Annotated in this window: 13 protein-coding genes; 6 read left to right on the forward strand and 7 right to left on the reverse strand. The window is 44.2% G+C overall.

Going from position 1 to position 23,511, the window contains the following annotated elements:
• Positions 1 to 19 precede the first annotated feature (19 nt).
• The 3 genes from ACYVD3_RS24055 to ACYVD3_RS24065 all read right to left on the reverse strand — a co-directional run bounded on the left by ACYVD3_RS24055 (position 20) and on the right by ACYVD3_RS24065 (position 4,574).
• Positions 20 to 1,141 carry a glycoside hydrolase family 88/105 protein gene (locus ACYVD3_RS24055; RefSeq protein ID WP_460645068.1) on the reverse strand — a complete coding sequence of 374 codons (1,122 nt, stop codon included), beginning with the start codon at positions 1,139 to 1,141 and terminating at the stop codon, positions 20 to 22.
• 28 nt (positions 1,142 to 1,169) lie between these two features.
• Positions 1,170 to 2,684 (reverse strand): response regulator, encoded by a 1,515-nt coding sequence (locus ACYVD3_RS24060; RefSeq protein ID WP_460645034.1) that lies wholly within the window; start codon positions 2,682 to 2,684, stop codon positions 1,170 to 1,172.
• 72 nt (positions 2,685 to 2,756) lie between these two features.
• A complete protein-coding gene (locus tag ACYVD3_RS24065) occupies positions 2,757 to 4,574 on the reverse strand; it encodes a sensor histidine kinase (protein ID WP_460645035.1) in 1,818 nt (605 codons plus the stop codon).
• Positions 4,575 to 4,760: 186 nt separating this feature from the next.
• On the opposite strand from ACYVD3_RS24065, the gene ACYVD3_RS24070 reads away from it, so the two are divergent.
• The 4 genes from ACYVD3_RS24070 to ACYVD3_RS24085 all read left to right on the forward strand — a co-directional run bounded on the left by ACYVD3_RS24070 (position 4,761) and on the right by ACYVD3_RS24085 (position 12,301).
• Positions 4,761 to 6,110 carry an ABC transporter substrate-binding protein gene (locus tag ACYVD3_RS24070; protein WP_460645036.1) on the forward strand — a complete coding sequence of 450 codons (1,350 nt, stop codon included), beginning with the start codon at positions 4,761 to 4,763 and terminating at the stop codon, positions 6,108 to 6,110.
• Positions 6,111 to 6,137: 27 nt separating this feature from the next.
• Positions 6,138 to 7,067 (forward strand): carbohydrate ABC transporter permease, encoded by a 930-nt coding sequence (locus ACYVD3_RS24075; RefSeq protein ID WP_460645037.1) that lies wholly within the window; start codon positions 6,138 to 6,140, stop codon positions 7,065 to 7,067.
• Positions 7,068 to 7,073: 6 nt separating this feature from the next.
• Positions 7,074 to 7,928 (forward strand): carbohydrate ABC transporter permease, encoded by an 855-nt coding sequence (locus ACYVD3_RS24080; protein ID WP_460645038.1) that lies wholly within the window; start codon positions 7,074 to 7,076, stop codon positions 7,926 to 7,928.
• 179 nt (positions 7,929 to 8,107) lie between these two features.
• A complete protein-coding gene (locus tag ACYVD3_RS24085) occupies positions 8,108 to 12,301 on the forward strand; it encodes a hemoblobin-interacting domain-containing protein (protein WP_460645039.1) in 4,194 nt (1,397 codons plus the stop codon).
• Positions 12,302 to 12,559: 258 nt separating this feature from the next.
• Here ACYVD3_RS24085 and ACYVD3_RS24090 read toward each other — a convergent pair whose 3' ends face one another.
• The 4 genes from ACYVD3_RS24090 to ACYVD3_RS24105 form a co-directional block, all read right to left on the reverse strand.
• Entirely contained in the window at positions 12,560 to 12,832 is a 273-nt protein-coding gene (locus tag ACYVD3_RS24090; protein ID WP_460645040.1) for a PTS sugar transporter subunit IIB, read from the reverse strand.
• Positions 12,833 to 12,856: 24 nt separating this feature from the next.
• Positions 12,857 to 13,573, reverse strand: a complete 717-nt coding sequence (locus tag ACYVD3_RS24095) for a GntR family transcriptional regulator (RefSeq protein WP_460645041.1) — start codon at positions 13,571 to 13,573, stop codon at positions 12,857 to 12,859.
• A 117-nt stretch (positions 13,574 to 13,690) separates the two neighbouring features.
• On the reverse strand, positions 13,691 to 15,001 hold the full coding sequence (locus ACYVD3_RS24100) for a PTS sugar transporter subunit IIC (RefSeq protein WP_460645042.1): 1,311 nt from the start codon (positions 14,999 to 15,001) through the stop codon (positions 13,691 to 13,693).
• Between the two features lie 49 nt (positions 15,002 to 15,050).
• The gene (locus tag ACYVD3_RS24105) at positions 15,051 to 16,421 is read right to left on the reverse strand and encodes a glycoside hydrolase family 1 protein (protein ID WP_460645043.1); all 1,371 of its coding nucleotides are present in this window, start codon (positions 16,419 to 16,421) and stop codon (positions 15,051 to 15,053) included.
• 1,124 nt (positions 16,422 to 17,545) lie between these two features.
• Here ACYVD3_RS24105 and lepB point away from each other — a divergent pair.
• Complete coding sequence (lepB, locus tag ACYVD3_RS24110; protein ID WP_460645044.1) at positions 17,546 to 18,088, forward strand: signal peptidase I; 543 nt, start codon at positions 17,546 to 17,548, stop codon at positions 18,086 to 18,088.
• Positions 18,089 to 18,120: 32 nt separating this feature from the next.
• On the forward strand, positions 18,121 to 23,511 hold the full coding sequence (locus ACYVD3_RS24115) for an SdrD B-like domain-containing protein (protein WP_460645045.1): 5,391 nt from the start codon (positions 18,121 to 18,123) through the stop codon (positions 23,509 to 23,511).

Raw genomic sequence — 23,511 nt, forward strand, 5'->3', positions numbered from 1 at the left:
CCCCATCATTGCCGGAGGGTTAATCCTTTTGCAAAGCCTCACACAGAGCGGTCAGGGCAAGGGCCTGTCCGTAGGCCATGGGCATAAGGGCGATGTTTTTATAATGATCGGAATCCATGCCGATTCCGGTACCCGCCGACACGTTTAACACGGTTCCATCCTGGGAAATATTGACGCAGATGGCTTCAATGGCCCGGTCGGCCGCAGCCTTATAAGAGCCGTCAAGGATCCCTGACTTTACTCCCCTTAACAGCCCGGCAGCAATGGCTGCGGAGCCGGAGACTTCATCATAGCTGGAATCGTCGGTGAGAACCGTATGCCACAGTCCGGATTGAGACTGGAGGCGTAAAAGGGCGGCTGCCTGGGATTTAAAGGTGTCGGTCAGGAAAGCCCTTACCCCATCGTTTAATCCGTCTCCGCAGGTATCTAAGTATTCCATGATGCCGTAGGTAAACCAGGAGTTTCCTCTGCACCAGAAGATACCTCCGAAATTGTCCATGGGTTCAAAACTGAACCCGTGGTGGAAGAGGCCGGTCTGCTTATCAAAGAGATATTTGATATGAACCAGGAACTGGTGAAGGGCTTCATCCTTCCAAAGAGGATTTTCGGATATGTATCCCAGGTTGTTTAGGAAAAGCACGGACATGAACAGAGTGTCCACCCAGATCTGCCCGTTGTTTAAGCTTATGCCATCCCGGTTCCCAATGGCGCTGGTTACGTGCTGGAACCCGTTGTCAGGAGTCTTGGGAAGGTCATTGATGAGCCATTGAGCCCTCTGGACACACAGATCGTAAAACGTCTCCGGATTGCTAAGGCTTCCGTATAAACAGGACAGGGGAAGAAACGGAGCGGTGGTGTTGATATTTTTGGATGGAAGGCCTTTCTTCTGGTGGCCGCTGTACCATTTCTCAAAAAACGGAAGATACCTGCCGTCACCGTAAAATTCCTGGAGCTTGTATAAACCGTACAGTCCCACACCCTGGGGCCAGTCCCATTCCTCTATGCCGAAATCCCTTTGGATGAGTCCCCTTTTTGTGTCATTGCTGCTGACGGCCTTGTCCTTATCATAGTCATATCCTCCAAGATTCATCAGTTTTTCCACAACCAGATGGATTTTTTCAAGTAGCTGCTCATTTGTCATCATTATTTTTCTCCTTTTCCATGTTTGATTAAAGTTTGTTTTTCAGCTTTTCTATATATTCGGTGGGCGGAAGGCCGGTATACCGCTTAAATACCTGACTGAAGTACTGGGGATTGCTGCCGAATCCCACCTGGCGGGCAATATGCTTTATGTTATCGTTGTGATAATAGGTCATCAGCCGTAGAGCTTCCTCCATTCGCTCCTTGTTTAAGTAGTCGGAAAAACGCATCCCCTCTTCCTTTACGAACTGCTTGCTTAAGTATCCTACACTTACGAAAAGGTAATTTTCAGCCAGCCACTTTAGGGAAAGATTCTCAGAGTATAAATGTTCCCTGATGTAGGCTTTTAAAAGGGCGATGTTGGAGCTTGCCTTATGAGCTCCGCACACTGCGTCTTTCTGGACCAGCACCACACGAAGAAGCTCCCGGATGCCGGACACCGTTTCACAGGAGTAAAGACGCCGGAAAAAATCACAGGCAGCATCAACGGGAAGTTTTTCCCGTTCCAATCCCGTCTGAAGGAATAAGCCCAATGCAAGGTTTCTTGCAGTGGATAAGGGGATGGAGTCCATAAAAACAGAGTCAAGAAGCTCTGCAGCCTGTATGGTATCCACAGCAGAGGTTATGGAGTCCTCAAGCCGGCTGATCATCCAGGGAGAAGCGATGTGGTTTCTGATTTCATGGACTTCTCCTCCTTCGCCCATGAGAAGAATCCGTTCAAAACGGGAAATCTTCTGAATGATCTCCTGAAAAAGCTTTTCGGCTGAATCCCTGTGAAGAAATTCTGCTTCAAAGGTGACGGACTGGCCAGGATACCGGAGCCTGGTTATGGCGCTTTCCATCCGTTCCTGGATTGCCAGGGTAAAGGCCGGGAATATGAGGACCGCAGTATTTTTTACATAAAGTATGGAAAACTGCAGGGGAACCTTGGAAGCTTCTAAAAGCTTTCTAACGTCACAGATAAAGTTTTTTAAATAGCTTTCTTCCACAAAGGAACAGATGCAGGCATAAATGCAGTTCTTCGGAAGGGATAAAAGGCTATGGTATTTGCGGAATACGGCCGGAAAGGAATCCTGGTGTTCCAGTGCCTCCATAATAAAGCTCTGTTCCAGGGGAAAATGCAGGCTTCTTAAGAAATCCTCCTGCTGCATTTTCCTGCTTTCTTCTTCCTGAAGCCGTTCTTTTCTTATGGAGACCAGAGATTCGATCAGCTCATTTTTATCGGTTGGTTTTAAAAGATAATACCGGACCCCGTATTTCATAGCCTGCTTGGCATATTCAAAATCATTGTAGCCGGAAAGAAGGATAAAGGTGATATTGGAATCCGATTTTATGGAACGTTCAATTAAATCCAGGCCGTTTAGGATGGGCATTCGGATATCGGTAATCACCACATCCGGATAATCATCACAGATGATATCGTAGGCCTCCATCCCGTTTTTCGCAGTGGCGATAAGCTCATAGCCGATGGACTCATAGTCGATCATTTGGGAAAGGGCCTCTCTTATAATCTGTTCATCATCTACAATCATCAGTCTCAGCATATCAAATCTCCTTTTCCTTATTACTGTCCACGCTTTTTGGACATAGAGGTATCCCCGCAGGGGGTTTCCTTATTACTGTCCACGCTTTTTGGACACAGCGCACCCCGCTTCATCGGGTGTAGAGGTATCCCCGCAGGGGGTTTCCTTAGGAATGGACAGCATGACCACTGCCATATCTCTTTCGTTATAAAATTTCAGGCCATAATGATCCCCATAGAGCAGCTTTAACCGGGAATGAATGTTGGTCAGGCCCACACCGGAGCCTTGTGGTTTGATCTCTTTGTGCCTGATCTTTTCTAAAAGGTCCGATTCAAACCGGGAACCGGTGTTGGACACCCGGATCTCATAATCTTTCTCCATTTCCTCTATGACCACCTGGATCCTGCACATCTCATCAGTATCCTCCATGGCGTGCTTTAGGGCGTTCTCAACCAGGGGCTGAATGCAGAGCTTTGGAACGGAAATATGGGTAATGTTCCCCGGGATCTTAAGCTCAAAGTGAAGCCTGTCCTTAAAACGTATTTCCTGAATGCGGATGTAATTATCCAGTACCTCCAGCTCATCTTTCAGGGGGATGATATCTTTTTGTCCGGCGATGGAGGCCCGAAATAAGTTCCCAAGGGAACGGACCATAACAGAGATGTCATCGGCTCCGTATTTCTGCGCCATCCAGTTGATGGTATCCAGGGTATTATATAAAAAGTGAGGATTGATCTGCTGCTGAAGCATCTTAATGGTGGAATCCCTTAACAGAAGCTGCTTGTCATAATTTTCATCCCGCAGGACCTTGACGCTGTGGGTCATTTCATCAAAGCTCCGGTGAAGCTGGCCGATTTCGTCCTGGCGGTTTTCATAGTCATAACATTTCACATCACAGCCCAGGGACTCCCCGCTGCCAAACTTCTGGATCTTTTCAATCAAATAGTCCAGGTGGCGGAAGATATGGCGGAAAATCAGGTTGACATAGGTTGCGGTGATAAATATGATAAAGAAGGTAAATATAATGATCTGAAGGCTCACAAGCTGAATTCTGTAAAAAAGCGGATCATAATCCCTGAAATAAATATAATCCCAGCCCACAAAGGGGAGATGGCCGGAAATGATAAATTCCTTTTTATTATCCAGTGTGGAAATAAGGTAGGCGTTCTCCTGCTGTTTGCTGCCGGCAATGATTTCCGCGCAGTACTCGTCGTGAAAGGCAGTTGCAGGGTAAAGCCTCTTATCCCCCGACATCAGGATGAAGTTGGAGTTTTCCACGAGGCTCCCGGCACTTTTTAAGCCGTCCTCAATCATTCGCTCCATGTTCACCGTAATGTAGAGCCCGGCCAGCTTTTTTAAGCTTAAATACTTCATCTTTAATATCTGCCTGGCGCATACCGTATCGTCTCCCGGTTTTATGCCCGGAGCCCAGGTGGCTTTTCCCTTTAGGCTGCTGGTTGTTTCGTCAAGCTCCTTTAGGTTAAATTTAAGGATCTCATCAGAGCTTCCCATACATATATTCGTTCCGTCAGTCAGGATAATGTTAATGGATTTTATATATTTGCTGCGGTAAGCATAGGAATAAAGCTGCTGGTAAATATCCTGACGCGCCTGGGCCCTGCGGTTGCTGTAAGGCTTCTCATCTAAAAATACCAGATTATTCTGAAGGATGGGATCACCGATCATGTTGTATGATATGCTTTGGATCAGTTGTATTTCCGATTCCAGATAAGAGGTTACATGATTTAAGGAATTGGCATTGGTGCGGTACAGCTCCTCATTATAGCGGGAAGTGAGAATCCTGATGCTGATCAGGAAGGTAATACAAACCGCCAGGAGAGCCAGAAGGAAAATGGTCAATATTTTTTTGTATAGTGACAAGTTGTTAAACCAGAACGTACATCGCTTCATAATCACATATCCTTTCCCAAGTAATCGTATTATATAGTAAAAATGTAAAAAAGGAAATTGTAAAACAGCCTAATATTACAGAAAGCCGTTTTTTTAATCATAAAAAGCCATATTTTAACTTTACCGTTGTGCATATTTGCCATAAAATGTGGATATCACAAATAAATTTAAAGGGAGGTTTTACAAGTGGGAAAGAGATTATTAGCAACATCACTTGCTGCATTGCTTGCAGCAACATCTTTAACCGCCTGCGGTTCCAAAACAGAAAAAGTGGATACCGCAACGACTGCGGCTGCCGCAACAGAGGCATCAACCGCAAAGGCAGATGACGGCGCAAAGACAGCATCAGGAGACAAGGTGGCATTAAACATTTGCTGGTGGGGCAATCAGACCAGAAATGACGTAACAAAAAAAGCTGCGGATTTATACATGAGTAAAAATCCAAATGTGGAGATCAAGGTTGAGTTTACTGACTGGGGCGGTTACTGGGACAAGCTTTCTGCTATGGCAGCAGGCGGCAACTTACCGGATATTATCCAGATGGACTATTCCTACTTAAACCAGTACCAGAAGAGCGGACAGTTGGCTGATTTATCCGAATTCATGTCCTCCGGCGTCATTGATACTTCAAAGATTCCGGTAAGCATCATTGAGAGCGGTTCTATCGATGGAAAATGCTATGCTCTCAGTCTTGGAAGCAATGCGCCTCTGATGGTTTATGATAAGGCCATTGTAGAAAAGGCGGGAGTGACCATTCCTGAGCAGATGACCTTTGATGAATTATATGATATTTCCAAGACCATTTACGAGAAAACAGGAGTAAAGACCGCTTATGATGGCTGGATCAATATGCTGCAGATGACGGCAAGAACCAATGGTTCCCATATATTCGATGAGTTGACTGCCGGCAAAGAAGATTCTACGAAGATACATTTCGCCAATGTGGAGAAATTCCAAAAAGCAGAATTTTCCATTGCACCAGATATTCTGGTTGAAAAGAATCCGGATAACATTGAAACAAAGCCGATTGTAGATGAAACCACATGGAATGACTTTCCATATTCCAATCAGTTTATCAGCCTTTCAAACGCAGCCGGAAGAGAGTTAGAAGTAACTATGAACCCGATTCTGACAAACGGTACGCAGAATATGTATTTAAAGCCAAGCCAGTTCTTCTCCATTGCTGAAACTTCCAAGAACAAAGAGGAAGCTGCAAAGTTCCTTGACTGGTTCACCAACAGCGTGGAATGCAATGAAATCCTTATGGCAGAAAGAGGAATCCCAGTTAATACTGAGGTAGCGGAAGCGATTAAACCAAAGGTAGATGCTGTTGCCCAGAAGGTATTTGACTATGTTGCAAAGGTTTCAGAAATCGCGGTTCCCATTGATGAACCAGATCCAGCCGGTAAGGGCGAAGTGGAGGCTTTGACCAAGAGTGTGGTAGAAGCAATCCGCTATGGTGATACAACCGCTGAGGAAGCGGCAGCCAGCTTTGTGCCTGAAGCGAAAAAGATTTTGGAAGAAGCAGCGAAATAGTGACATAAAAGTCTGGAGGGAATTAAGATGAAGAACAATCAAATGATCCCCAAAAGAAAAAAATCATTTTCCCAGATAATGAACACACCGAAGGTTGCAGGATATGTATTTATCCTGCCCTTCATCATAGGCTTTCTTGCCTTTTTGGCTGTTCCCATGATTTTTTCTTTAGGGTTTTCGTTTACCAGATATAATATTTTAAAATCACCGGTTTTTATAGGTCTGGAAAATTACAAGGCCATGTTTACAGCGGATCCAAAGTTTTGGAAGGTATTTGGCGTGACCATGTACTATGTTCTGTTTTCGGTTCCTCTCCGGCTTTTAATGGCTCTGCTTGTAGCGATGCTGCTTGTAAGAACCACCAGATTGTCCGGTTTTTACAGAGCTGTTTATTATCTTCCTTCCATCATTGGCTCCAGTGTGGCTGTTGCCATTCTTTGGAAGAGGATGTTTGCCAGTGATGGCGTAATAAATGCAATGTTAAATATTGTTGGACTGCCGTCCGGCATTGCATGGCTGGGAAGAGCGGATACGGCTATCTGGACCCTGATTATCCTTGCTGTCTGGCAATTCGGTTCTTCCATGCTCATATTTTTATCCGGGTTAAAGCAGATTCCCATAAGTCTTTATGAGGCGGCTACCGTGGATGGGGCAAATGGCATTCAGCGTTTCTTTAAGATCACGATTCCAATGCTGACACCAACGATTTTCTTTAACCTTATTAACCAGTTGATCAACGGCTTTATGGCATTTACCCAAAGCTATATTATCACCCAGGGAAAACCAAAGGATACCACACTGTTTTATACAGTATACATGTACCAGAATTCCTTTACCTATAATAAGCTGGGCTACGGCTGTGCAATGGCATGGTTCATGGTGTTCGTAGTTGGGCTTTTGACCTTTATACTTTTCAAGACACAGAAGAAATGGGTATATTATGAATCAGAAGGGTGACAAAATATGAAAACAGGATATAGAGAAAGAAGAATAGCCACCACAGTGGTTTATCATGTATTCACCTTTTTGCTGGCATGTGTCATGATATATCCCCTTGTGTGGATGGTGATGAGTTCCTTTAAGAACTCCAATGAAATATTCCGGACTGCGGCCAAACTGCTGCCAGATAAATTTTCCCTTGAAAACTACCGCATAGGCTGGCAGGGTTTTGCCGGTTATGGTTTTGGCATATTTTTTAAGAATTCTTTTATCATTGCAGGCCTTTCCACGGTTGGGGCGGTGGTTTCTTCCGCCGTTGTAGGCTATGGATTTGCCCGTATTGATTTTAAGTTTAAAGATTTCTGGTTCGCATGTATGCTGCTAGCCATGATGCTTCCGTTCCAGATCATCATGATTCCCCAGTATATTATTTTTAACAAAATGGGATGGGTGGGAAGCTATCTTCCAATCATTGTACCTCAGTTTTTTGGTCAGGGCTTCTTCATTTTCTTAAATGTGCAGTTTATAAAGGGAATTCCCATTGATTTAGATGAGGCTGCCAGAATGGATGGATGCACCATATACTCCATATTCATAAGGATTATCCTCCCTCTCGTTAAGCCATCTCTGGTGACCAGTGCCATTTTCTCCTTTATGTGGAGATGGGATGATTTCATGACGGCTCTGCTTTTCTTAAGCGACCCCATGAAATATCCGGTCAGCTATGCATTAAAGATGTTTTCTGACCCAACAGCCGGTTCAGACTGGGGCGCAATGTTTGCAATGGCAACCTTTTCTCTGGTTCCTATTTTTCTGATTTTCTTAACCATGCAGAAATATCTGGTGGAGGGAATTGCTTCTACAGGAATTAAGGGTTAAAACTGACTTTTAAGCAGGTAAACCGCTTTACGGTTTTCCTGCTTTTTTTAATGGTGATTAATTATCACTAGATATCAGTTGAATATTTTTCTCGTTTATCAGCTTGCCCAATAATTGAGGGTATTATATAATGCATTAGTTAGTTGAAGCTAACTTCGATTATGTGCAAGGAGGAATGTATGAGAAGTAGAAATATGGTTAAATTACTGGCGGCTCTGACTGCCATGAACCTGGTGTTTACCATCCAGCCATTTGCTGGGGAGTGGAGGCAGGATGGAGATAAGTGGCACTATATTCTGGAAAATGGCCAGAAACAGAGGAATTCATGGCTGAAAACAGATGACGGCAAATGGTATCATCTTGATGAGAACGGAATCATGAGAACGGGTTGGTACCAGGATGGGACGCAGAAGTGGTATTATCTGGGGGCGGATGGTACCATGGCTTCCGGCTGGAAAGAGATTGAGGGGAAGTGGTATTATCTGGAATCAGACGGTACCATGTCTTCCGGCTGGAAGGAAATCAGCGGGAAGTGGTATTACTTAGAACCGGATGGTTCTATGGCTTCCGGGTGGAAAGAAATCAATGGAAAGTGGTATTATCTGGATAAGCAGTCGGGAAAAGCTATAGTAAATGGTTACACTCCTGACGGATACTATGTGGATGGCAGCGGAGCCTGGAACGGCGGCTCATCCCGGAATTCCTACGATGACAGCAGTTCGGATGACAAAACCGGCTGGAATAACAATACAGGAGAGAACGGAAACAATCAGCCAGGAGAAGGAAACAATCAACCGGGGGAAGGAAACAATCAACCAGGGGAAGGAAACAGCGGAAATGGGAATTCCGGAAATAATGGAACGGGGGAAGGAGAGAATCCCTGGGAAAACAAAAATCCTGTTATCCTGGAACAAAGCGGTATTGTATCTGTCCTGGGGCTGCCCTATGCCGTAATATCTTTTTCTGATCAGACAGAGGGCATGGATAAATTCCATTACTCCATAGCAGGAAAAGACGCTACACAATCCGTTACCCCTGTGACAACCTCGGGCAGGACGGTAAAAATACCTTTGCCGGATGAAAATACCCATACTCTTGCCATAACTTCCGGAAATTGGACGGTGTCTGTGATTTCGCTGAAAGAGGCAGGTAAGAGCACTGTAGCAGAGAAGGAGGAAATCGAGGCAAACCTTTCCCTTCCATCTGATCTTCCCTATGTGGTGCTTACAAAAGCAACCATTCCCCTGACCCAGTATGTGAAATTTATCCGCCAGGGGGATGCCATCTTCATAAAATCCTCCACAACAACGGTAGATGACCTACAGGACCAGGATCCGGCAAAGGTGCAGAGCCAAAGCCTGGAAGAGGAAGAAAGCCATATCCTGGTGACGGAAGATAACCGGGGCGCCGCCTCTCTTAAGAGCTTTGCCGCGGATGCGGTGGCAAGTGCTACTGCCGCACCTCCTGCCAGTCTGGAGGGAAAAGAAGAGACGACCGCAATTGCTGTATTGTTTGATTTGGCGGCAAATAATATAATTGCAGATAACCTGGGGATCAAAACCTCGTCTGTAGAGGCTTTTCTGTCTAAATGGGAACCCCTGGAGAAATTGACTGTGTTAAATGAGGACTTAACTCTTAGTACAGAGGCGAAAGACCTTAAAACAAGAAGCTGGAAAAAAGCCGGGGAATTGCCCAGGTATGTGAAGTATTTGACAGACAAAGGCGGTTACGGAACAAAAGTTGAGCTTTTAACAGGAAAAACCGACAATACCAACCCGCCGGAGCTGTCCATTTCCCCTTCTTTAAAAGGAAAAAGTGCGGTCATACAGCTTAGTGAGGAAAATGAATCCTGGTACCGCTCCATAACTGAGATTGAGATTCCATACAGCGAAACCAAAACCCACTATTATCAGGAAAACAATACCTTGTCCGCAGATGGGAAAACCATGACTCTGGGAGTGGAGGCGATCAGCGGCCCCATGAATTACACCGGGACTTATGAGGTTACGATCCATTCCTTTGGATTCGGGGATGTGAAAGCCACTCTTTCTGTAGTGGAAAAGGCTCCGGCCTTTACACCCACATGGGATGACAGCAATAGCCGGTTAAAGTTGAAAGCGGATTTTGCTTACTATGCTGACAGGGTAAAAGCAGTTACCGTAAATGGAAACCGGCTGGAATCCGGCAGTTTTACAAATGATATCAATAGTCTTTATATTTCCTACCGTTATCTGGTAAACGGGAAAAATACGTTTGAAATTCAGGCAGACGGGTACGAGAATACCAGCTTTGAGGTGGAGTCTCCTGCAGGGTTTGTCACACCTAAGAAGGCACCGTCCGTTACGGTGAACCAGGTCATAGACGGCTCTTACTCCATGGTATTTAACACCGGCGCCTTCCAGGATGGAAGCGATGAAATGCAATGGTTCCAGGCATTAGAAGCAAGCCATTTGAAGCTGTCATACTCATCCTATGGAAGCGTATCGGATCTTTCTCTTACAAAAGAGGAAAACAGCTTTACGGTCACTGGGAAAAAGACTGCAATGTCTTCTTACAACAATTACACCATGCAGATCGCCGTACCGGGATATGACATAGTAACCATAACCTTTACTCCCGTAAAAGCGCCGCCTGCCGTAACGCAGCAATGGAATTTGGAAAATTACAGCCTGAATCTTACCAGCTCTTCCAATGCTCTTTATTTAAGTTCCAATGTGACAAAGGTGATTTTAAACGGGACGGAGCTGAAAAAGGGAGAAAGCGCCGATTATACGGTTTCCTACGACCAGGGGATTGAAATTTTTGCCCATAACTTTATTGCTGGAAAACCATATAACATTGAGCTTTATGCATCTTCCTATGCTATAAATGCATTAGAAGGGACAGCTCCTGCAGAACTGGCAGTTCCATTGGAAGCTCCCGTACTTAAGGCAGTATCCGTTCCAAAAGGAAGCGATGTGGCTGTGGAGGTATCAGGAGAGGCAGGCATATGGCTGGATAAGATCCGTTCAGTAACTGTGGCAAGCTCGTCCGGCTCTTCCGCAAGCGCAGCCAGTTATACAAAAACAGCGGATGGATTGATTTTAAATGCCAGTAACTTTTCCTATTCCGGAGCTTATACGATCACAGTAAAAGCCGATGGTTACCGGACGGCCCAGACAGAAGTGAAAATTCTGAATACAGTTGCGGTTACAGGCACGGTTAATTATGACGAAGGACGCCTGGAACTGTCAGCCGGCGATTCTTATTTTTATGACAAGGTAACCGTGTCCTTAAATGGGACCGTGCTGGGGAAAGGTACAGGATACACGGCAAGCGGAAATAAGCTGATTTATATCCCTGCTGCGCTGCTTACGGAAGAGGAGAACCATCTTGTTTTATATAATGAAGCCTACCAAAAGGTAGAAATGAACTTTGGCCGGTATATTGCTGCTAAATCGGCACCAAAGCTGGAAATAGAAATGGGAAGTTCCCTGGATAAGGAAAAAGCAATTGTCCTGCATGTGGATAATGGGGACCAGGAATGGTGGGATTCTCTGAACCAGTCCAACATCTCCGTAAAACGCTCTTCCTCCAGTCAGACGGTTACCGGATTTACCAGAAGCTCTGATGATCAGCTAACCATTGATTTAAAGGATTCCTTATCCTATTACTATGGCTATACCGTAACAATTTCAGTGCCGGGATACCGTTCCTGCACCCTCACCTTTACTCCCTGCCAGAACGTGCCGGAAATAGAAGAGGAGTGGCTGGAAAATGGGGATCTGCAGCTTTCTACTGAGACATCGGGCTATTTCAGCGGTTCCTACATTGCTGTTTACCTGGATGGGGAAAAGCTGGTCCGTGATACGGATTACAGTTTGAGTACATATCCTTCACCCTACAGCCTGACTATTTTTGCAAAGAAATTTACTTCAGGGGAGCATTCCATAAAGATACTGTATACAGGGTATTCCAATTATGCTCCATATGAAATAACGGTGACAGCTCCGGAAATTCAAAATCGCCTGGCTATGGAAACAGTGGAATTAATCCTGGAAAAACCAGATGCAGAAGCGGAAGAGGATCTTAAGGAAGAAGAAGGGGAGAAGTCTTTAGAAGAAAAACCGGAGGGGATTCCGGAAGAAGAAAATCCGATGAATGAAGTTCCGGTTGAGGAAAGGGATACGGATGATATTCTGAAAGAAAATGAAAAGGAAGCATTAGAGGAAAGCGGCTCTTTTGAGGAAACCGGTGTGGAGGATTCCACCCAGAGGCAGAATGGTGCGGTCAAAGAGGAAAATGACTGGCATCAGATGCCGGAAGATGAGTCAGGAGAACCGGCCGTTGAAGAGAAAACTGTTGATCTCATGGAGGAATCCTGGATTAAATAAAAAACAATGAAATGAAAAAACAATAGAAAAGGAGCTGAGCACAAGTGATTGAACAATTCCTTGTGCTCAGCTCCTTCTCGCTTGTTTTTATGGAAATTCACGGGGTATTTATGAAAACACTCTGGTCAACATCTCAAAAAGCACATACTGAAATAATCTAACGGACGATTGACGACCTCCCGTTTACTTGAATAATAAAAACAGGGTGTCAAGATTTTTGTTCTCAACACCCTCTGCCTGACTTGATGCATTATATATTTATCTGATCTTATCTAACGCATTTTCCAATACTTTCTTTCCATTCATGGTCCCATAATCACGCATATCAATCACTTCTACCGGGATATGATTATCAGCCATCTTTACAATATCATCTTTTTGATATCGGACTTGTGGGCCTAATAAGACTATATCAACATTGTTGATTTCTCTGGAAGCCTCCGAAATAGACACAGCAAATATTTCTATTGTTTCACCCTTTGCGTCTACTTCTTTTTGAATTAAATTGGTCTGTACCTTATGGGCTTCCAAAAGACTATTATCCCTTTCCAATTATTAATTATGGATGCTGGTTACTATAATATCTCCTTTATCATAACGGTGCCTGGTGCGTGAATACTCAAATGGGATACCGCTGTCCAGGCAAACTACCTGTTCTACCTCTAAAACCGGATCTGTTTCCTCACACTCTAAATATATTTTATCGTATTCATTCGGTTTGCTTGCCTTAATCCTTCTGTTTATGCCGCCAAAAACCAGCTTCAAATCTTCTTTTATATAACTGTAGATAGAATGATACAGGATCTCCTCCGTTATGTTTGGAATCACTTCAATTGGCATATAGGTATATTCCAAAGCGAAGGGTTCATTATCGATCAGACGGAATCTTATGATATCATATATCGGACTGGTTTTTTCAATTAACAACTTTTCACACTCATCATTCGTTGGAAAACGCACATCAAACTTAATTATTTGGCTCTTAACTGTGGAGATCGATTCAAATTTCTTTGTATAGCCCGAATATTCATCAAATCTGGTATCATATCCTGTCAACTGAAGGGCATTTTTTCTTACATATGTGCCAGACCCCTGCTTGCTATATACCAATCCCCCTACCGACAAGATCTGCAGGGCTTTTTGAATGGTAACTCTGCTTGTGTTAAATTCTTTTGCCATATTGACCTGATCCGGCAGTGGGTCTCCCAGTTTATATTTTCCTGATAAAATTCTTTGTTTCAATTCATCTGCAATCTCTTTATACTTTGACATATCCACTTATCCACCCTGTTCTGTTTTTACTGAAGCAGCGATTCCTTTCCGCATTCCTGTATGAAAAGAATTGAGTCTCTGAATGGATATTATTATACCATATAGCAAGTCAAAAACCTATTGCTCTTCGGCAATATTACTCATAACTCTTTCATTTATTTTCATAAAGGGAAGATATAAAAATGCCCCTCCTGCTATAATTGCCATCTGAACAACTACTGCACGGATATCACCTCCTGTAGCCAGATATGCGCTTAATATAGGTGGTGTCGTCCATGGTATCATTACCACGCAATGGTTCATAAATCCGATTGCGGTGGCAAAATATCCTACAATGATACCAATTGCCGGAAGAAGAACAAACGGAATCATCATTGTCACATTAAACACAATCGGATACCCAAAGATAACTGGTTCATTTATATTAAACAATCCTGGCGCAACCGATAATTTTGCAACATCTTTTGTGACCTTTGATTTTCCCAACAGAAAAGTAGCTAAAAGAAGAGAAATGGTACTTCCGGTCCCGCCAATCATGCCAAAAGTCGGAATAAAGGTAGAATTAATAATATGGGGAATCACCTCCCCGTTAGCAAAAGCCAGCATATTTTCATTCATATTTGCCAGAAGCAAAGGCTCCAGAATCACGCCATTTACTACCGTCTGGTGAATTCCCAATGTAAATAAAAAGTTACCAAAACTGTAAATAAATACGCTTCCCAACAAACTTGTGTTTACTTTCCTCAACGGCTCCTGAATCAATGTGGCAATCAATGTAACCAAATTTGTATGAAATGACACATAAAGAATAGCTGATAATATACCAAAAATAGAAAGAACGATGATTCCAGGCAGCATCACACTGAATGACCGGCCTACTGCAGGCGGAATATTTTCACCTAAATTAATCTGAAGTTTTTTAATATTAGAAAAAAATATGAAAAGCTCTGTAGCCACAAGACCAATAATAATCCCTGCGAACATTCCCGTCGTTCCTAAATTTCCAAAAGTAAGAACACCGGATACTGCGACTGCTTCTCCTCCGGATGAAGGCGTTATCATCACTGTAGAGGGCATCATAATAATTAATGCCGCCATAGAAATTACTGCTGCAGCAAGAGGATCTCTGTAATTCTTATTACCTGATAAACAATAGGCAATCACAGGACAAATCAACAAGCCTGATATGTTTAGTGTTCCGTTTACAAGCACAGTGCCCCAGTACTGAGCGCTGGTCAGAGCTTCTCCGCTTAAAAAAATGGGAAAAATCACATGGTTGATAAGAACGGCAATACCCGCCAAAATAAATAACGTCATAACAGCAGCGAACGCATCTCTTAAAGATTTCAGATGAATCTGACTTCCCAGCATTACTGCAAATCTCGTAAAGCGGTCCATAAATGAAACTTTTTTTGTTTTCTCAGACATAAGCAATAACCTCCCCAACATATCATAATAGTTATATTGACAAATATTTTTACAAACCGTCTCCATTGCTTTTAATCACCTTCTGCAGCCACCAAAAACTTTTTTTGGGAACTCTTTTCAAATCTTTTAATTCATGATTTTCCCGATTTACATAAACAGCCCCGTATCTTTTACGCATATCGCCCTGGGAACTTAAAATATCAATCAGCCCCCATCCTAAATAGCCAATTACATCAACTCCATCTATCTGTATGGCATCTTTCATTGCCTGCAAATGTTTTTTATGGTACTCAATTCGATAATCATCCTGAATTTCATGTTCTCCATCCCAGGTTTCAATTACACCTATCCCATTTTCAACCGGAAAAACAGGAAGCCTGTAGCGATTATAGAGTTTATTTAAAATATTTCGGAATCCTAAAGGATCAATCTGCCAATTCCACTCAGTTGCCTCTAAAAACGGATTTGACTGCTTTGCCTCATCCATATAAAAATTTACAGGCGTTGTGGAAGACACAAGTTCACTGCTTACTGTTGTGCTGGCATAATAACTAAAGGAAAGAAAATCACTTTTCACTTTTCTTAATTCTTCCAAATCACCATTTTGGATGACTCCCATCAGTTGATTGGCTTTCATAAAAGAAATTACTTCCTCCGAATATCTGCCATTTGTGAATACTTCCATCAGATTATGATTCAAAAACTCATCCAGTTTCCTCGCCATAAAAATATCTTCCGGTTTACAAGTAGCCGGATAAATCTCCTGATATGCCACCATTCCTCCGATTTTACAATCCGGGTAGTTTTGATGCATATAATTGGAGAGATATGCATGGCTCATCATTACATGGTGCTGTATGTAATACAAATCTTCTAAACTACGGTCTCCTTTCATATAACCGCTGATTTTAAATGCTTCCGAAATATGGTATAAATTTTGTTCATTGAAGGTAATCCAATATTTCACCTTATGAGCAAAGCATTTCATCATCTCTTTCCCATATTTCACAAATGCCTCTGCGACGCGCCTGTCCTGAAATCCATTATACTTACGGGCAAGATTCAGAGGCATATCAAAATGATACAGGCATATCATCGGTTCAATTCCACGTTCAATCAGTTCATCAATGAATTGGCTGTAAAACTGAATTCCCTCGTCATTAAACGGGCCGTCTCCTTCAGGATTCACTCTGCTCCATGAAATCTGAAACCGATAACAATTCATGCCCATCTGCTGCATATAATCGAAATCTTCCCTATACCGATGATAACTGTCTGTAGCTACCTTCCAGTCAGAAGCAAACTCAGATGCTTCTTTGATATCATATACAGACATCCCCTTTCCCCCCTCATTCCAGGCCCCTTCCGTCTGCATACTTGAAACTGAATTTCCCCACAAAAAGTCTTGTTTTAATCCCATTCCACTTCCATCCTTTCTTTACCTGATACATCTAAGCAGAAATAATTCCCTGTATCCTCCGTTATTTGTATATACTAATTAATTAATTTGTATAGTCTTATATTAGTCCTCTTTGTTTTATGTGTCAATAATCAAATAAAAAAATGATATTTTTTGTTTCTTTTCCACAATCCTCAAATATATCTTTTGTATCTTTTTTCTAAAGGCAAATAATAATTTAAGGTTTTATTTACTCGTATTTCATTTGTCTGTGAAATGGAGATTCATCTGCATCAGAACTATGGATTCCACATGCCTTGAAACGAAAAAATCCAGAGAATGTCATTTCAAAGGTACCATTTATTCACGTTCGTGGCTTCTGATTCCCGCAATGATCTGCCCGTTTTTCCTATGTTAGAACGGGCCTCCCGGCATGACATGGTCTGTTTTTTCATTCCTTTTTACCATGAAAGTGTATCTGCCTGAATTTTACTTCGAAAAGCTTTTATGCTATTTCTTTATTTCCTGCAATATAAAATTAAAATTTATGAAGGTAATCTTATAAGTTTGCATGATTCACTGTTTTCTTTCATCAAAAGTCAGATATAAATATCCTGGCTTTTGATGAAAGAAGTTTTGGTATATTTTTTCAGCAAGAAGTGAGCCTGACAATTGGAAAAAATCTTAAAAAAATCTTAAAAATATCAAATTCAGTTCTTTAAAAGCCCGTTTGAGAACTTGAAAGTGCTCTTTTTCCTTGTTTTTTGATAGGATACACATAAAAAAATTCCTTAAGATTTTTACATAAATAGGAAAAGAATGAATAATTCAAAAGAAAAAATTTTAAAAGTTGGAACAGGGAGAATTCTCTGAGTCGGCTTTTTACAGAACAATTTATATTAATTTGCAGTTTGTTTTTGAAAAATGGTAAAAAGGTGAATTAGAGAAAAGCGCAAATCTGAATAAGGTAATTATGATAGAGATAATCTGCGTCAGAAGCAGAAGTGTTCTTTAAAATAATACTTACAAGGTTAAGTATATTATGATGATTTGTATATGGACATAACCGGAAACAGCAAATGAAATTGCTGTTGATATCAATGCTCCTCAATAGTTCCCTAAAAAGGAAGTGGGGTCAAGCAATTATGGAAAGGTCAGTAAAAACGTATCAGCCAAAACATGCTGCAGCACCGGATTATAACAGCCAGCCATTTTGGTTCTCACTTATAAAAGGAGCGGTGACTGCAGTAGGAGTAGCGGTGATTTTTAATGTGATGTTAGGCATTGCTGTGGTATCTGGAACCTCCATGGAACCGACTCTTAATGAGGGAGATGTCATCATATTCTGGAAACTTTCAAACTCTTATGAAAGAGGAGATATAATTTTTATTAAGACAAATGGCCGGAAAGATTACGTAAAGCGTATCTGCGGCATCTCAGGTGATGTGTTGGAGTTTGATAATGATAACGGTTTTCTTCTCGTGAATGGAGAAGCACAAAAAGAGCCGTATATCTATGAAAAGACTTATGGAAAGACGAAAGCCGGTTACCCGCTTACGCTTTCCGAAAATCAGTATTTCGTTATGGGAGATCACCGAAGGGATTCTCATGATTCCCGTAACTATGGTGCAGTAAGTAAAAAACAGATCCATGGAAAAGCACTTATGATATTTCGTGTTGGTTTATAAATGTATGAAATCATTGGAAACAGAGGTACAGTATGAGAAAAAAACGCAGTTGGCACATTGGCCTTACATTGCTGCTGGTAGGATTGGTGCTTGCAGGATTGCTGCCTGTCAGGGGTATTGCACAGAACGAGAGAGAAAAGGAATTAATTATAGCATTTGATGTGCCTGTGACAGAAATTATTGTTCCATTAGGTACAGAAGGTACCGATATTCCACTGCCGGAAACACTGGCGGCAACCCTGGAGGGAGGTGCTGCTGCAGACATACCCGTAACATGGGATGTCAGCGGGGTGTATTCCAAGGATGAGGCAGGAACGTATCTTTTTACGGCTGATATAGGGGCCTATCTTTATGCCCAGGCCCGTCCTGTCTCCGTCGTAACCGTGGCATCGGAATCCGAACTTTCCCCTGGCAGCCGGATCAGTGGCTGTCTGTGGCTGGATGAAAATGCAGACGGTGTGATGGAAGATGGGGAAAACGGTGTGGCCGGTTATCTTATCAGCCTTTACCCAGCAGACGATAAGAGCGTGGCAATACAGGAGACCAGGACTCAGGAAGATGGCACGTACCTGTTTGACAGCATAGAACCCGGCAGTTATGTGGTGGGAATAACATCTGAAACCATTGGAGAAACAGAGTATCTTCTGCCGTTGGCCGGAATTACCGGCGACAACAAATTTAATACGGTACTGGTGGATGAGGAAAATGCGGCAGCTTACAGCGAGACAGTTGTGATCCCGGAAGGAGTGGATACGGCGGCAGAGAATATAAATGCCGGTCTGCGCCTGGGCATCACCATGTCTCCGTTGGCAGCAGGGATATTTGTTAACCTGCCTTTAGGAGGGAATGTACTTGCCGGCGGAGACATGGGCAAATTGGTAGTAATGGAAGCGGACGGTGATCCTTTAAGTGGCTATTATCAGGCTTATACGGCAGATGAAAGCGGCCTCCGCTCGGCTTTGCTTGGCCTTTATCAGAGAAACCAGGAAAATTCAGATTACATCATGTATGTTGGCTCTAATATTACGAATTTGCCGGGAAATATCTTTCATAATACTGTTTCGGCAACCGGTACAGGAGATGTCACATTTGCATCCCTTCGGGGGAGGCTGAATACACTGGTGCTGACAGGAAGCCAGGAGGATTCGGTTACAGACACAGCCGCCATGTCTGCTCCTTCCGATGTAAGTCTCTTCACCGTATCAGGCACCGGAGAAAGGAATTTCGGCTGCAACATCATTCTCCGAAACATCCGGCATACGTTTAATGCGGGGGATACCGGCACTCAGGGAGTTTATATGAACGGGTATGCTCTTACTCTGGGAGGTAATTCCTGGCAGATGGCAGCTACCCGCTATTTTGGAGGAGGAAGCACCGGGTCTGTTACACCATCAGAGGAAGCGGCCTCTATAACGGTTTACTCTACGGGCACTGGCTTTTCTGCCTTTATCGGCGGTATGAGGACAGGAACCTTAAATGGCAATGCTTCTGTTACAATTTATGACACCAGCGGCAACACGTTCAGTATCAGGGGCGGTGGACTGGGGGCATCTGCCAGTGCTCCTGCCAACATTACCGGCAGTGTTACCAATAGGATTACCAATATGGCCACCGGCAGCGGTGGGCTGGAACGTTTCCTGGGCGGAGTGGAATATGGAACCGTAGAGGGGTCGATTACCAATGAGATCAGCGGAAATGGCCGCTTTTCCTCCGTCGATGCAGGGTATGTCTGGACGGCGGGAACAAGCCGTATAGTCGGCGGTTCCCTGTACGGCAATGTAGGAAGTGATGCTACGCTGGGGGGAGCAGTGGATACCTCCGACCTTTCGGGCCTTGTATATACAAGTGATTATGTCATTAAAAACAATATTGACACCAGTAATTTTACTTATGGCAGGGTATGTTATTTGGGCACGAATTACCAGTCCGGCGTTGTGAAAGGGAATGTTGTCAATCTTGTGAGGGCAGGTGCAGACAATCGGGGATCTCTCAGTGTTTTTTCCGGTGGCGCAGGTCATTATGCTGCCATCGGCAGCAGTTGGCAGAGTTCCTTTACGGTTAATTCTTCTAACGCAAAGGTCACAAACGTGGAAGCTGGTCTTGATGCGGCAAAAGCCGCAGCCAGATACCAGCTCTATGGAAATATTACCAATGTAATATATGAAGGAAGCATTTGTTATAGCGGAGATAACGAGCATTGGTTCCGCGGTGCAGGCTGGGGATATATGGAAGGGAATGCTTATTCTGAGGTGGGAACAGAGGGAATTGCTTATCTGGGCAGCTATAACAGCTACAGCTATTCCACCACCAATACCTCCCAGGGATTCGTTACAGGGTTTGATTTAGTCGGAGGCGGAGGAACGATCTCTTCCAATAACAGTTTTTGCATTAAAGGAGATACCACACTGGTCACAAAGAATGTTCTGGCCCGGTGGACTTACGGCGGCAGCTTCGGCGGAGTGCAGGTTGGAAACTCCGTAAGGATTCATCACGGAGGTGTGGTTGATACCTGCGAAGGAACCGGTTACAACAGTTATATTCATGTAGGAGATGGCCGGGCAGAGGTTCACGGAGGTCAGGTAGACTGGTTTCTCAGCGGCGGCGGATGGAACGATACTTATCAGGATGGTAATGTAAGCGTAGAAGTTTTTGATAAGCCCGATGTCTATATCAATGCTTCAATGGGAGGTACTTATGGATCTACCACTGCCCATTATATCAGCGGTGATGCTGCAATTGTGGTTCATGGAGGCAATTTTTCAGGGACAGCGCGTACTGCCGTGCTTCGTGGGTTTTCTGCGGGACCGTCATATGCCGGGTATATTTACGGCAATGCAAGTGTCACAGTCGATCTGCGGGGGAACCAGTATGGTTTTTCCATTGAACCCGGCGACAGCATCAGCGGAGGACGAAGGCTTAATGCCGAGTCAATTTCTTACCTTGGTACAAACGCGGATAACACCATAACATTAAATGTTCTGACTGACGATTCTCAGACAGATTTGCTGAACGGGCTCAATATATACGGGGATTGTTCTGTTGCGGCAGGTAGTGCGGATAATACCAGGGCCGGGCATATTATTATCAATGTCAATGCGCCCAAAGCTGTCATAGGCAATTTGTATGCTACAAGTTATGCAAATGTTTCCGGGGGAATCCTGAAAAGGGATGTACAGGTCAACCTGGTTTCAGCGGGAACCATCACAGGACTTTGTGCCGGCAATGGTACAGAAAATATTACAAACTCCGTGGCCTCGGCAAGTGGGGGAGCGGGGAAGAAAGCAGTAATAAACGTGGGACCCCAGTCAGAAGATCCCAGTAACATCCTGGGAGACCGGGAACCTGCCCAGACCTCTGACGGACTGCCTCATCGGATTCAAATCTCCACAAAGGGAATCACTGGTTTCACTTCTATGGATATACGGAAGCGTTTGCTGGTGGCACAGAACGGTAATATCAAGAACGGATTAAATGCCACGGTATCCAATCACGGAACATCCTACCATAGCTTTGGAGATGTGACCTTGCATGCCGGAGAAGGAATGGAGGGGGCAGGCCTGGGTATTGCTTCCGCCAGTGCAAGTTTCATTGCAGGTACCGCATATGTGGAAGGCAAAGGGCAGGTATATGTCCAGTCTTCCGGTCAGGCGGACCAGATCGTTTTTACCGATATCATAACCAATGAAAACAATGCGCTGACATGGATGAAGGTGGGCAATGCAGGTGCAGACACCAATCTGCAGACGAATTGGTTTGGAGTGAACAGCGGTTGGCGGGTCATCACCCTGAACCCGGATAAAACAAAAGCAAAGGACAGAATCACTCCTGTGAATTTCAGAGGGTTTGAGGAGGCAACCGGAAGAACGTTCATCGGGGACAGCGATACACATTTTTCAGGAAATAACGGATATGCAGTTGCAATTCTGGGATCGGTCTATAACTGGGAGGTAACGGAAGGACATGGAAAGATCTATCATAATGTTCCGGTAGCTACAACAGCACCTTCCTCCGGACAAGGGGTCAGTGCTTATGGTACGGTTCCGGCCAATACGCCGTCTGTATCGGGTGCCATTGCCATACCAAGCGCTTTGATTCCAGGAACGGTTCCCTATCCGGTATTTTCCTTTGTTCCGGATTCCTATCGTGGGGAGTGGGTGGAAGCTGTGGATATATATGGCTCTGACCAATATATTTCTTCGTCCCCTCATAATTACCACATTGATCCAGGGGAGGCAGGCCAGACAAAAAACTGGACGGCAAGCGGTGACGACAAGGACTATAGCTTCCATATCAGGGCGCAGTTTGCCCAGGGCAATACTCAGGTATCTGCCGTGGATGTCATCATCACAGAATCGGAAGCTGCTGCCATTAACAGCGCCGCTGATATTATCTCCTATACCCAGGCCAGCGGGTCACCTTTATTCCAGAACAATATAACGGCCCAGATGCTGGAAGAGATCCGTATGCCTTTGGGTCAGGATCAGATATGGCGGACTCATACGGTCAGCTATACGGCCGGAGATGAGGCATTGACTGGAAGCCAGGTGCACAAAGATGCATATGTAACCGTTGTAAAAGACGGGACGGCTGTTTCGGCAGGCCGGCAGTATGCGCTCTATGCCAACGATGGAGTGATGACATTGGAACAGGCACAGGGAATCAGCAGCCAGATAGCCCTGGATAGTGGATATACCAACGCGGTTGCCATACTGGCTGATGGTACCTCAGTGGTACCGGCCATTGACAATGGAGCACTTCCGGCGATTATAAGTTCCACGGCCGCAACAGTTCCAAAAGACGTTCCTGTCACTTATACCTATGCTCCGGACGGGCAATCCCAGGCAGTTACCAAACAGGTGACCGTACATATTGGCGGGCCCAATGAAATAAAAGTCACCATTTCCAAAATAGCAGCAGGCGACTACGCCGACAGGACAAGGGAGTTTTCTTTTACAATATATTTGTCGGACAACAGCGGAGCAGCGCTCCCGGGAGGAACTCAGCTCTTGTATACGGGCGGTTCTGTATCAGGTCTGGACGCAGAGGCGCCGCCTGGAGGAACAATGACACTGGATGAGGAAGGAAAAGCCATATTTAAGCTGAAGCATGGACAGTTGATTACCGTTGGGGTTCCTGTGCCTCAGGGTTATGTCCGCATTGTGGAATCTGATGATCCCAATTACAGTGTGTCCTTTACGGATAACGGCACCTTAAGTCCCCCAAACAGTCCGGATACAGGGCTGGTCAGCCTGGCAGGAGCAGACAGAACCTTTGATTTTACCAACACAAGATATGGTGCCGTACCCACCGGTGTACTCATGGGGAGTGTTCAGGGGCCGGTACTGCTGGGAGCGTCCATGCTTCTTCTGCTGGGACTGGTGGGCGCAGGTATGATTCGTTATCCCTGGAAAAGGAGGCAGTGA

The sequence above is a fragment of the Lacrimispora brassicae genome, assembly GCF_054772055.1.

Coding starts and splice junctions, on each gene's coding strand:
- ACYVD3_RS24055 (WP_460645068.1), bottom strand. CDS start 1,141: ATGACAAATGAGCAGCTACTTGAAAAAATCCATCTGGTTGTGGAAAAA.
- ACYVD3_RS24060 (WP_460645034.1), bottom strand. CDS start 2,684: ATGCTGAGACTGATGATTGTAGATGATGAACAGATTATAAGAGAGGCC.
- ACYVD3_RS24065 (WP_460645035.1), bottom strand. CDS start 4,574: ATGAAGCGATGTACGTTCTGGTTTAACAACTTGTCACTATACAAAAAA.
- ACYVD3_RS24075 (WP_460645037.1), top strand. CDS start 6,138: ATGAAGAACAATCAAATGATCCCCAAAAGAAAAAAATCATTTTCCCAG.
- ACYVD3_RS24080 (WP_460645038.1), top strand. CDS start 7,074: ATGAAAACAGGATATAGAGAAAGAAGAATAGCCACCACAGTGGTTTAT.
- ACYVD3_RS24085 (WP_460645039.1), top strand. CDS start 8,108: ATGAGAAGTAGAAATATGGTTAAATTACTGGCGGCTCTGACTGCCATG.
- ACYVD3_RS24095 (WP_460645041.1), bottom strand. CDS start 13,573: ATGTCAAAGTATAAAGAGATTGCAGATGAATTGAAACAAAGAATTTTA.
- ACYVD3_RS24100 (WP_460645042.1), bottom strand. CDS start 15,001: ATGTCTGAGAAAACAAAAAAAGTTTCATTTATGGACCGCTTTACGAGA.
- ACYVD3_RS24105 (WP_460645043.1), bottom strand. CDS start 16,421: ATGGGATTAAAACAAGACTTTTTGTGGGGAAATTCAGTTTCAAGTATG.
- lepB (WP_460645044.1), top strand. CDS start 17,546: ATGGAAAGGTCAGTAAAAACGTATCAGCCAAAACATGCTGCAGCACCG.
- ACYVD3_RS24115 (WP_460645045.1), top strand. CDS start 18,121: ATGAGAAAAAAACGCAGTTGGCACATTGGCCTTACATTGCTGCTGGTA.